This is a genomic window from Asticcacaulis machinosus (genome assembly GCF_028550435.1).
GTDB lineage: Bacteria > Pseudomonadota > Alphaproteobacteria > Caulobacterales > Caulobacteraceae > Asticcacaulis > Asticcacaulis machinosus.
This window is the reverse complement of sequence record NZ_JAQQKV010000002.1, coordinates 260,062-271,570: the sequence shown is the minus strand read 5'-3', so window position 1 is coordinate 271,570 and position 11,509 is coordinate 260,062. Positions and strand designations below refer to the sequence as shown.

General features: G+C 57.6%; 8 protein-coding genes. 4 read left to right on the top strand and 4 right to left on the bottom strand.

All coding sequences use genetic code 11. The annotated features are described in order from the left end of the window. Positions 1–117: 117 nt before the first annotated feature. Entirely contained in the window at positions 118–576 is a 459-nt protein-coding gene (locus PQU98_RS09665; protein ID WP_272744736.1) for an Lrp/AsnC family transcriptional regulator, read from the top strand. Between the two features lie 59 nt (positions 577–635). Here the strand turns inward: PQU98_RS09665 and PQU98_RS09660 are convergent, their stop codons facing one another. The 4 genes from PQU98_RS09660 to PQU98_RS09645 all read right to left on the bottom strand — a co-directional run bounded on the left by PQU98_RS09660 (position 636) and on the right by PQU98_RS09645 (position 8,192). Further along, positions 636–1,478, bottom strand: coding sequence for an alpha/beta fold hydrolase (locus PQU98_RS09660; protein WP_272745486.1), 843 nt, complete (start codon positions 1,476–1,478; stop codon positions 636–638). 306 nt (positions 1,479–1,784) lie between these two features. Further along, a complete protein-coding gene (locus PQU98_RS09655) occupies positions 1,785–3,323 on the bottom strand; it encodes a tryptophan halogenase family protein (protein ID WP_272744735.1) in 1,539 nt (512 codons plus the stop codon). Between the two features lies 1 nt (position 3,324). Then, complete coding sequence (locus tag PQU98_RS09650; RefSeq protein WP_272744734.1) at positions 3,325–4,851, bottom strand: tryptophan halogenase family protein; 1,527 nt, start codon at positions 4,849–4,851, stop codon at positions 3,325–3,327. Between the two features lie 215 nt (positions 4,852–5,066). Then, complete coding sequence (locus tag PQU98_RS09645) at positions 5,067–8,192, bottom strand: TonB-dependent receptor (RefSeq protein WP_272744733.1); 3,126 nt, start codon at positions 8,190–8,192, stop codon at positions 5,067–5,069. 440 nt (positions 8,193–8,632) lie between these two features. On the opposite strand from PQU98_RS09645, the gene PQU98_RS09640 reads away from it, so the two are divergent. The 3 genes from PQU98_RS09640 to PQU98_RS09630 all read left to right on the top strand — a co-directional run bounded on the left by PQU98_RS09640 (position 8,633) and on the right by PQU98_RS09630 (position 11,454). Beyond that, entirely contained in the window at positions 8,633–9,655 is a 1,023-nt protein-coding gene (locus PQU98_RS09640) for a LacI family DNA-binding transcriptional regulator (protein WP_272744732.1), read from the top strand. Positions 9,656–9,793: 138 nt separating this feature from the next. Beyond that, positions 9,794–10,537 carry an energy transducer TonB gene (locus tag PQU98_RS09635; RefSeq protein ID WP_272744731.1) on the top strand — a complete coding sequence of 248 codons (744 nt, stop codon included), beginning with the start codon at positions 9,794–9,796 and terminating at the stop codon, positions 10,535–10,537. 23 nt (positions 10,538–10,560) lie between these two features. Then, complete coding sequence (locus PQU98_RS09630) at positions 10,561–11,454, top strand: DUF4198 domain-containing protein (RefSeq protein WP_272744730.1); 894 nt, start codon at positions 10,561–10,563, stop codon at positions 11,452–11,454. The last annotated feature ends 55 nt before the right edge of the window (positions 11,455–11,509 follow it).

Here is an 11,509-nt window from a genome sequence, read left to right as displayed (position 1 = left end):
TTGGTTTCTGATGTAAGGATAGGGCAATGATCGGTGAATGTCAGATTGTTTTATCGCTGAAAATGCGTAATTAAGCAGGATATTGAAATAATCTGCGAATATTGTGGAGTTTTTGTGATGCAGGCTCTCGATGCGATTGATCGCAATATTCTCCGTCATCTGAGGGAAAATGCCCGCATGAGTAATGCGGCGCTGGCCAAGGCGGTAGGTTTGTCACCTTCGGCCTGCCTGCGGCGGATCAATATCCTTGAGCAATCCGGCGTGATCCGCGGCTACACGGCGCTGGTGGGCGATAGTCTGGGCGAGGATGGGATCGCGGTCATCATTCGCATTTCGCTGGAGAAACAGACCGAAGCCTCGTTCTCACGGTTTGAAAGTGCCGTGCGCCGCCATCCGGAAATTCGCGAATGTCTTTTGATGACCGGAGATTCCGATTATCTGCTGCGGGTCGATGTCGACAATGCTCATGAGTTTGAGCGCATCCATAACGACGTGCTGTCTAAGCTGCCGGGCGTGCAGCGTATTCACTCCAGCTTTTCGATCCGAAATGTGCTGGCGACCCAAAGAAAAAAGTAGTGGAAAAAAATAGCCGCGCAGAGGGGAACCTGCGCGGCTGGGTGTGGTTTTAAATGCGCTTAGCCTTTGATGAACGCCAGCAGATCAGCATTGATGACATCGGCATTGGTGGTGCACATGCCGTGGCCAAACTTTTCATAGACCTTGAGCGTACCTTTTTTCAGCAGCTTAGCCGACAACAGGGCGGAATCGGCAATCGGCACGATCTGGTCGTCATCGCCGTGCATGACAAAGGTCGGCACATCGACGAATTTGAGGTCTTCGGTAAAGTCGGTTTCCGAAAACGCCTTGATGCCATCGTAATGGGCCTTGGCGCCGCCCATCATGCCCTGCCGCCACCAGTTCTGGATAATGCCCTGAGACGCGGCGGCACCCGGACGGTTATAGCCATAGAACGGCCCGCTGGCGACATCGAGATAGAACTGAGCGCGGTTGTCGGCCAAAGCCTTGCGGAAGCCGTCAAACACTTCGATCGGCAAACCGCCCGGATTAGCGGGCGTCTTGACCATGATCGGAGGTACTGCCCCGATCAGCACCAGCTTGGCGGTGCGGCCCTGGGGCTGGCCGTACTTGGCGACATAGTGCAGGGCTTCGCCGCCGCCGGTGGAGTGGCCGACATGGACGGCGTTTTTCAGATCCAGATGCTCGACCACAGCCGAGACATCCGCCGCGTAATGGTCCATATCGTGACCATCCCCGACCTGGGTGGAGCGGCCGTGGCCGCGGCGGTCATGAGCGATGACACGAAAGCCTTTGTGCATGAAAAACAGCATCTGGGCGTCCCAGTCATCCCCGGACAGAGGCCAGCCATGATGGAAGACGATCGGCTGAGCGGACTTTGGGCCCCAGTCTTTGTAGAAGATTTCGACGCCGTCTTTGGTTTTGACGTAGCTGGTGGACATGGATTTGGCTCCTGACGGTTTGGATGTTGAGGATTGGGCCGCAGCGATGCCACTCAGGCTGGCCCCGACTAGGCTGGTTGCGGCGATCAGGCCGGTGCCGCCCATCAACACGGTGCGGCGCGAAGATTTAGACATAGATTTCAGACTATCGGTCATGATGAAAACCCTCCGGACGGTACGCGATGAGAGTGGGCACAGGCGTTACAGCACAGGTACACTTTAGGCGTACAATCTCAGCCGGTCGCAGGCGACACGGAAGGGTAATATGACTTTGGGATGAGGTATCCTATAGCAGGTATAAATGGCCTACGCCACAACCAATTTGGGCGGATGGGCCGGGCAGTGGGTGCGCAGAAACTCACCATGCGTGGGCAGGGTGTCGACAAAGGCCGGTAACTGCTTTGACACGGCAGCAAGGGTTGCCTCCAGATCACTCTGGCTGATCTGATCCGCTTGCGGGAGGTAGGCGCGAGGCCTGACCCCCATGCCTTCCATAACCGATTGCCAGGACGGGGCGCGGAAAAGCTCGTCCACCCCTTCGCGCAGGGTGCCATTGAGGCGGAACAGTTCCAGCTTTTCCATCAGGGTCTGTGGCACTGGGGCGTTTTTCACATCGCGCCAGAACGGCGTATCGTCGCGCATCGTCGTGCAATAGTGCAGGACAACGAAATCCTTGATCTCAGTATAGTCCGTGGCCATACGCCGGTTATATTCACGGATAAGAACCGGATCGCAGTCGCGCTCTGGAAAATAGCGCAGCAGAAAATCCATCGCCCGGTAGATCAGGTGAATAGCGGTCGATTCCAGTGGCTCGATAAAGCCTGAGGCCAGCCCGACCGAGACGCAGTTTTTCGACCACAGTTCCGCGCGCATCCCGGTTTTGAACGGGATGATCATCGGTTTGGTGACGGCCTCGCCCTCAACCTGCGCCATCAGGGAGGACACTGCCTCATCGTCGGAAATGTGCTTTGACGAAAAGACATAGCCATTGCCGGCGCGATGTTGCAGCGGGATGCGCCAGCGCCAGCCGGCATTTTGCGCCTGCGCATAGGTATAGGGATGGGGCGGGTTAATATTTTCGGTCTGCACCGCCACGGCGCGGTCGCACAGCAATTCATCGGACCAGTCGATAAAGCCGGTTTTCAGCGTCTGCCCGATCAGCAGGGCGCGAAAGCCGGTACAATCCAGAAAGAAATCACCAGCGATCTCACGCCCGTCCTTAAGCTCGACACTGCGGATAAAGCCGGTGTCATGCTGATGGACCTGACCGACAATGCCTTCATGACGGATTACACCGTTGGCCTCGGCATGGCCGCGCAGAAATTTGGCCGCCAGAGAGGCATCGATATGCAGCGACATGGACGCCGAACCGATAGGGGTATTGCGCGCCTTTTGCGGCAGCATGAACTTACCGGCATGGGCCATAACCGCGGCGGGGGCAAAGTCCTGAAGGCCGGACGGATGGCCTGCCTGTTTGGCGCGCAGCCAGAGCTGATAGAAATCAAGCGCTGTACCATTTGACGCCCTGACCGGCCCACCGATATTTCCGAACGGATGGAAATATTGCTCGCCCTTTTGGTGCCAGTCATCAAAGCGGATGCCGAGCTTGAATGAGCCTTGGGTGGCCTGAATGAAGTCCTGTTCGTTGATGTTCAGATTGCGCAGCAGTTCCAGGATCGGCGGCACGGTCGATTCTCCGACCCCGATGGTGCCGATCTGCTCGGATTCGACGAGCGCGATTTCAAATCGTTCCTTCGGCAGATAGTGCCCCAGAATTGCCGCGCACATCCATCCGGCGGTGCCGCCGCCCACTATGACGATTTTTTTAATGGCATTGTCAGTCATGTTACGCGCTCACTTTGGATGGCGGGGCCATACGATTGCAGTAGTCGAGATAGTCCTGATGAGACGGGGCCTTGGCGACGGTGGTCGTGATAAAATCGGCCATTTGTTTGCAGGCCTCGATCATATCGTCGCGCTTTAAACCATCAGTGGCCGGATCATAGGCCTGCGGGCGCCAGCCGAAACCATCATAAATCGCCAGCCAGCTTTGCGGGTGGAACATCTCCCAACGATAGCGCACAAAATGGCCGCGAGCCTTATAAAGCTCGATCTTATGGCGCAGGGTGTCGGGCAGAGGAACCGTCTTGCATGCCCGCCAGAACGCGGTGTCGTCGCGATCCGAGGCGTAATAGTGCAGGATGATAAAATCGCGTACCCGCTCAAATTCGCGGCGGGACATGTCGTTGTATTCATTGGTCAACGCAGGGTGAAAACCCTTATCCGGAAACAGTTGTTTCAGCTTTTCTATGCCGGTCTGAATGAGGGCGATGGAGGTCGATTCCAGCGGTTCCAGAAAGCCTGACGACAGGCCAATCGCCACGCAGTTCTTGGCCCAGGCCTGAGTGCGCCTGCCGGGGCGGAATTTGATCTGACGCGGTTCAAACAGCATCTTGCCCGGCACATTGGCGGTGAGGGTCTTAAGCGCCGTCTCATCGTCAGTGAAGTTCGAGGCATAGACATAGCCGTTGCCGCGCCGGTGTTGCAGAGGGATACCCCACTGCCAGCCGGCGTCACGGGCGGTGACTTCGGTATAGGGGGCGGGCGACGGGCCGGTGGTTTCCGACTGCACCGCATAGGCGCGGTCACAGAACAGCCACTGGCCATAGTCTTCGTATCCTATGCCCAACGCCTTACCGATCAGCAGGGCCTGAAAACCGGTGCAGTCAATAAACAGATCGCCCTCGACTGTAGTGCCGGTGTTGAGGCCTAGCGACCGGATATGGCCTGTGTCGGGGTCAAGATTAACGGCGTCAATGCGGGCATCGATATGCTCGACCCCCAGACCCATCGCAAAGGTGCGCAGATAGTCGGCATAAAGTCCGGCATCCAGATGATAGGCCCAGTCAAAGAACGCACCGTAAAACGGCGCCTGTCCGGCCGGCATGGCGAATTTTCCAGCCTTGGCGAGTGCGGCCCCTAGGCAATAGTCATCCAGATCAGCCGTCTGCCCTTCAGCCCGCAGGCGGCTTAAAACCTGCAAAAATGCCACGTCGCCGAAGTCTTCGCCGTAACCACCAAACGGGTGAAAAAAGGTCGTGCCTTTCCGGTTCCAGTGCTTAAAGGCGATGGCCAGTTTGATGGTGGCGCGGGTCGCGCGGATCATCTCCATTTCATCAAGGCCGAGGCTTTGGGTAAAGGTGCGGATGGTCGGAATGGTCGCCTCGCCGACGCCAATGGTGCCGATCTCTGAGGCCGCGACCAGCCGGATTTTGACCGGCGTATTCTGGAAATGTCTGGAAAGCGCGGCCGCCGTCATCCAGCCCGCCGTCCCGGCACCGGCAATGACAATGGTGCTGATGGCCTTATCCATAACGCGTTTCCTGATGATTATATTTTGGGGTGAGGATGGGCGCAACTGCAGCGCGGATCAACTCAAAAAAGTGGCTATAAAAAGCGGCCCAAAAAGCTGCGAAAAGGGAGGGAGGCTCCCTTTCGCAGTTCAGTTGGGAAGGATGGCGCGACGCCGTAAGCGCCGCACCAAGGCTTAGGACTACGAGATAACCGTATCCTAAATCGAAGAGCCCTTTACCACTTGGCGCGAACGCCGAGGGTGATGCGGGGCTCATACTCGTTTTGATAGGCAAACTGGGTCTTGCCCTCAGCGAACTGGTAATAATAGCTCTCGATCTCGCCGGTGATGTTGGAGCCGTTGAGATACAGCGACAGCTTCGGATTGATGTCATAGGTCGCGTTGATATCGACGTAGGACGTTTCTTCCTGATAGGTCGGGATGTCGTCGTTCGACAGACGCGCCAGACCCTGCACGCGGTCGGAGCGGTAGTTATAGGCGACACGGAACTGGAACTTTTCGTCCTGATACCAGCCGACCAGATTGTACTGATGCTCTGAGTTATTGACGAACGGCAACTTGTCACCATCAATCCCGCGACGGTTTTCCGTCGACGGTGAGAAGGTGTAGTTGGTATCCACCCCGAAGTTCGACAAAATGCCGCCGTCAAGGAAGTCATCGAAGGCAAACTTGCCGCCGATTTCAACGCCCTGTACCTTGCCGCCGTCGCCCTGAATGTTGAGCGACACCGGTACATCATAAGATGGTGAACCGTCCGGGTTCGGGAACTGGCCGGTGGTCGAGCCGCCGGTGACGAAGCTTTCGATGTCGATATAGAACAGGGCCACGTTCACCATTGACGCCCGGCCGAGATAGTATTCGGCGGCGGCGTCGAAGTTTTTGGCGCGCCACGGGTTGAGGCCAGGGTTGCCGCTGCGTTCAGCGCTGGTAACAATACGACCACCGGAGCCATTGTCGGCGGTGTTGATCTTCAGGCCGCCGCCGTAGGAGCCGAGATCGAGCGGCTGCATGGTCTTGGCCGCAGCGAACCGGAAGCGCAGCTTGTCCGAATAGTCATAGATCATGTTAAACGACGGCAGAACGTCCGTATAGCGGTTCTGGTCGTAGACATCACCGATGTCTTCGTTGGTGTCGCCATACGGATACTGGGTCGGATCGGTGACGTTCTGACGGACATCGATCTTGGTATTGATGACGCGCACGCCAACATTACCGCGGATCTTTTCACCGACCTCAAAATCACCGGCCAGATAGGCGGAGTTTTCAGTCAGATCGACATCATAGGACTGACCCGGCACGATGACGCGGTTGGCCCCGCCGAAGACGCGCTTCATGAACGAAGCCGCGTCATCAAAGTCACGCGGATCAGCGGCCCAGAAGCCGGGGATGCCTGACGTAATGCCGCCGAGGTCGGTGACAAAGATCGGGTTATTGTACTGATCAAGACGGGTCGGACGGTTGACCGTATAGGGCTGGAACACCATGACGCTGGGGTTGGTGGCTGACGGCACCATTTCGCCGCGGGCGCAGCGCGGATTGTCCATCACCACATCGATGGCTTTCCACTGGGCCGCACAGCCAGCGCTCTGGACGACACCGTTCTGGTTTTGCTTGCCGGCATAGAAGTCGGAGAACAGGTGGAACTGGGTGATCGAGACATCGCGCTTGGAGGACCGGATGCCGCCGTCAACCTTGGTGAACAGGCCAAAGGCCTTTTCATCAAAGGTGTAATGGGCGTCAAAACGGGCGACCTGAAGCGTCGATTCGGCTTCGTTATTGCCTTCGGACGAGAACGCACCCACGGCATAGGAGCCGAGGTTGGCCATGTAGTCCTTAAGCGTCTTGCCCGCGCCTAAGCCACCCGTGATCGGGGTATCAAAGCCTGACCAGACCGGGCTTTCGCCGGAGATGTCGTAGTGAAGCTGCGGGTTCTCGCCATAACCTTGCGGGTTCGGATTGATATAGCAGCCGCCCTGATTGCCGGTGACGCTGTTCGAGCGGCGCGAGGCATCGAACGTGTCGCAGATTTCCTTCGGGTAGAATGTGCCGCGCGTGCGGTCATCAGCATTGCGGAACAGGTTGAACCGGCCCGGTGCGTATTGCCAGTTCGACAGGTCGCCCTGCACCTGACCGTTCATGCTAAGGCGGTTGGCGTCGGCCGAAATCAGGCGGGCCTCATAGGTGAACTTGCCGCCGTTATCGTATTTGAGTTCCAGATTATAGTTGTAAGACTCGGACGTATTGGTGCGGTTGACGGTAAATGAGTTTACCCAATGGGCATTGATGTCATATTCATCGACCGTCAGCCACGGGCGGCCATTGGCACCGGTCAGGCCGGTGTTTTCAAACACATCCGGTTGCGACCAGGTGCCGAACACAGCCCCGTCCCAGCGGTTGGAGATATTGATACCGATGGCGCGGTTATAGTCCTCAAGCTTGGCATAGAAACCTTCGGCCACAAAGGTGTAGCCTTCGCCAAAGCGGGCCTCGAACGCCAGACTGGCACCCAGACGCTTGCGCTCATTGGTGCGGCTGAAGCTTTCAAAACCGTGCGGAGAAATGAAGTTCTGCGGTGCAGAGCCACCCCAGTCGTTGTTGCCGGCCAGACCCACGACGCCGGAGAAGTTGTTGGCCAGATTGACATTGGATTGGGCGACCGACGCCATTATACCGATATTGTCATTGCGCCATGACCCCAGCACATTGGCGACATAGTCATCGCCTTCGCTCATTTCGCCGCGCTGTCCTTCAACCGCACCGGCCAGAGTCAGGCCCTGGCCGAACTGGAACGGGCGGCGGGTTTGCAGGTCGATAGTGCCGGAAATCCCCGACAGGGCATTGGTCGGCTCGGTTGATTTATAGACCACGACCGAGTTCATGAGTTGCGACGGCACATCCAGCAGGTTGGGCTGGGCTGAACCCAGATTGCCCGCCGACAGATACTGCTCACCATTCATCAGGGTGATGACCTGCGACAGGCCGCGGATATCGACGGTCGAGCCTTCGCCGGCGTCACGGCGGATCTGCACGCCCGGAATACGCTGAACCGAATCGGCGATGGTGGTGTCGGGCAGCTTGCCGATATCTTCGGAAGAGATCGCATCGACGATGGCGACTTCCTTGCGCTTAATGCCGACGGATTTCAGTTGCGAGGCGCGCACGCCGGTCACGACGACGGTTTCGATGTCACTTTCGGCGGCGGGGGCTGCGTCCTGAGCTGTGGCTGCGGTCGATAAAGCCAGGCTGAGTGCGGCAACAGATACGCCCGCCCCCAGCGCTAGACTGAGCTTGCGGCTTAAGGTTCGCCCGTATGGGCGGGGGTTTCGTGTTTGGATTGTCATAGTTTCGTCCCTGTAAGTTGTTCTCGAACGCGGTTTAAACTGACTGCATGTGTTTGAAACCTGACCTTACGAACCCTTTTTTGTCTTGACCGCAAAGTTTTTGTCTTTTTATGGTAACGTTATCATGTCTTGCGGACATTTTCGCAGGAAGTGGGATTTGTATTGAATAAATTGAATAATTCATAAAATATCTTCCCTGTCATAGCACTTTTGTCGTGCTTTTTGACCTTCCGACGGATGGTTTTCGTCATGAAGTGCTGCTGATTTCACAAAACGCCTCATTTTTGTCAATAACAAATGTCATCGATGTCATAAAGCGAGACCAAATGGCTGGACATTGCGCGAATTGTGTGGCTTCACTGCATCATAAATAATGTTGGAACGGGCGACTCTGCCCAAAAATCCAGCCTCAAGCCCATATGCCGTAAATCTGACTGACCATGACCACTATCTATGATGTCTCAAAACTGGCCGGCGTGTCCGCCAAGACCGTATCGCGGGTTCTGAATGAGCCGGATCGGGTAAAGGCTGCGACGCGTGAGCAGGTACAGGCGGCCATGAAAGCGCTGGACTACAGCCCCAATGCGTCGGCGCGGCAGTTGCGGCTGGGCGGGTTTTCCTCGATCGGTCTGCTGCTGGAAGATCCGGCTTCCGGTTACCAGAGCCGTTTTCATCAGGCGCTGCTGACCGCTTGCATGGAAGCGGGTAAATATATGACGGTTGAGCTGTTTGAAGGCGTTATGCCGGACTGGAAGGCACGGGTGGACCGCTTCCTGACCGAAGGTCGGGTGCGAGACCTGATCTTGCTGCCGACTCTTTGTGATTTTGCGCCACTCAAAGAATTGCTGCGCGAACGTGGGGCGCGGGCTGTGCTGATTGCGCCGTCCGTCCATGACCCGCATTTTCCGTCGGTCGTGATGGATGACCGGGCGGCGGCGCGTCAGATCATCGAATATCTGTTCTCGCTGGGGCATACCCGCATCGGCCATATCACCGGCCACCCTGATCACTCGGCCTCGATCCTGCGCCGTTCGGGTGTTATCGAAGCCTATGACGCCAGAGGGTTGCCGCGGCCTAAGTCAGAACTGTTCGCCAGCGGTGATTTCATGTTCAAAAAGGGTATTGAGGCCGCCGAGACGCTGTTGTCCTTGCCGGAGCCGCCGACCGCGATCTTTGCCGCCAATGATGAAACGGCGGCGGCGGTCGCTATGGTCGCCCATCGCCGGGGCCTCAGCATACCCGGTGACCTGTCGGTGGTCGGTTTTGATGATGCGCCCATTGCCTCCGCTGTCTGGCCGCAACTGACGACCATCGCTCAGCCGTACCTTGAGATGGCCCGTAAGGTCGTGCATCTGGTCGACGCCTGGGATCAGCAAAGCACGCAGTCGGGTTTTGTCAGTACCTACCTTACGCCGCATGAGCTGGTCATCCGTGAATCGAGCGGGCCTGTCTCCAAGGCCTGATGATGCTGTCTGCCTCTTCGGGGGGGCGTTTTGACGCGGTAAAAACAGCACGAGACCGTTAATTTTACTGCCCATGCACTTGCGAATTATTTGCATAGGTGCTACCCAGCCTGCCGGATATCATTGCGGGTAGTGGGCATGGGTGTGCAGGCGGCGTTCGCGCCAAATATTAAGCCAGATGTTAGGCCGAATAAGAAACCTGAAACGGGACGTGCTCTTAAGCCGTCGGCGGCTAAGACCACGCGGGTATCACCAATAGCCATTGCCGTAGCCTTATCTATCGCCGTTCATGCCGGTATCGGGCTTTATTTTGTGACCATGCGCTTTGTCGCGACACCCGCTCAGGCAGCCCTTGATGAGGCGATGCTGGTCGAGATGTACCTGCCGCAGATCCAGCCGGATAAGCCCAAACCCGCGCCGACGCCGCCCACACCCCAGCCGGTCAGTACATCGCCCATTAAGGCCCGCACCGTTGAAACCCCTGTGGTATCGGATGTCGCCCCTCTGGTCATGGCGGCGGTGGAGGCCCCTAAGACGGTGGCCGCCGCACCGGTGGCTGCCCCGCCATCCCCCGCGCCCGCGCCGGCTGCAGAGCGATTTGTCGAGGTCGATGTCGATCAGGCCTTATCACGTAATCCGGCCCCGCCCTATCCGCCCAAGTCCGTGCAGATGCGCGAGCAGGGCGTCGTCTGGCTGAGGCTTATGGTGCGCGCCGATGGTGGCGTAGGTGAGGTGCAGATCAAGACCTCCAGCGGCTCTATGCGTCTGGATGGTGCCGCCAGACAGGCCGTAAAGACCTGGAAGTTTACCCCCGCCCGTCGCAACGGGCAGGCCGTCGAGTCATGGGTCAATGTACCCATTCGCTTTAATCTGAAATCTTAGTCTTCATCGGGAACCTTAACGACATGAAATTCACCAAAGGTCTTATCAGTTCGCTGGCACTTCTGGCCGCACTCGGCCCGGTCAGCGCCGTCGCTCACAGCCAGTGGCTGCTGCCATCGGCCACGCAGGTTGAGGTCTCGACCAATCCGCAGCGTCCGACCTATGTGACGGTTGATGCGGCGTCCTCGAACGGCCTGTTCTATGCCGACCATAACGCCATGCGCCTGACTGGCCTGCAAATCACCGGCCCTGATGGGGCGGCGGTTGAGGCTGAGAATGTCTCTACGGGCAAGCTGCGCGCGACCTTTGATGTCAAGCTTTTGAAGCCCGGCACCTACCGCATCGCCTCGGTCAATAATTCGGTCATGGCGCGCTACAAAAAGGACGGTCAGGACGTCAACTTCCGCGGCACCGAAGAAACCTTCGCCAAGGAAGTACCGGCAAATGCCGAAGGCTTGACCGTATCGCGCAACTTTGGCCGCGTTGAAACCTTTGTGACATCAGGCGCGCCGACCGACATCAAGGCTATTGGTAAGGGCCTTGAGATTCTGCCCCTGCAACCGACGACCGATCTGGTGCTGGGGGAGGCCGCCAAATTCCGCGTGCTGGTTGACGGCAAGCCAACGTCTGGCCTGTCGATCAAGATCGTTCCCGGTGGCGTGCGCTATCGCGGCGCGCTGAAGGATCAGGTGCTGAAAACCGATGCCAATGGTGAGTTTTCGATCAAGTGGGAACTGGCCGGGGCTTACTGGGTCAACACCAGCTTCCCGCCGCGTCCTGAAGAAGATGATGACGATGCACCTGCTGCGGGCCCTGCGGCTGGCGGTCAGGCCGGGGGCATGGGCGGTGGCCAGCGCGGCCCGGCGGCTCCGCTGCGCATGTCCTATTCGGTCACCCTTGAGGTCATGCCGCAGTAGGTAAACGCGACATATCTAATATGTAAAGGGCTGCTCAATTTCGATGGGCGGCCCT

Excerpts from the sequence above, each read along its gene's own strand:
- PQU98_RS09665 (WP_272744736.1), top strand. The coding sequence starts at position 118 with ATGCAGGCTCTCGATGCGATTGATCGCAATATTCTCCGTCATCTGAGG.
- PQU98_RS09660 (WP_272745486.1), bottom strand. The coding sequence starts at position 1,478 with ATGTCCACCAGCTACGTCAAAACCAAAGACGGCGTCGAAATCTTCTAC.
- PQU98_RS09655 (WP_272744735.1), bottom strand. The coding sequence starts at position 3,323 with ATGACTGACAATGCCATTAAAAAAATCGTCATAGTGGGCGGCGGCACC.
- PQU98_RS09650 (WP_272744734.1), bottom strand. The coding sequence starts at position 4,851 with ATGGATAAGGCCATCAGCACCATTGTCATTGCCGGTGCCGGGACGGCG.
- PQU98_RS09645 (WP_272744733.1), bottom strand. The coding sequence starts at position 8,192 with ATGACAATCCAAACACGAAACCCCCGCCCATACGGGCGAACCTTAAGC.
- PQU98_RS09640 (WP_272744732.1), top strand. The coding sequence starts at position 8,633 with ATGACCACTATCTATGATGTCTCAAAACTGGCCGGCGTGTCCGCCAAG.
- PQU98_RS09635 (WP_272744731.1), top strand. The coding sequence starts at position 9,794 with ATGGGTGTGCAGGCGGCGTTCGCGCCAAATATTAAGCCAGATGTTAGG.
- PQU98_RS09630 (WP_272744730.1), top strand. The coding sequence starts at position 10,561 with ATGAAATTCACCAAAGGTCTTATCAGTTCGCTGGCACTTCTGGCCGCA.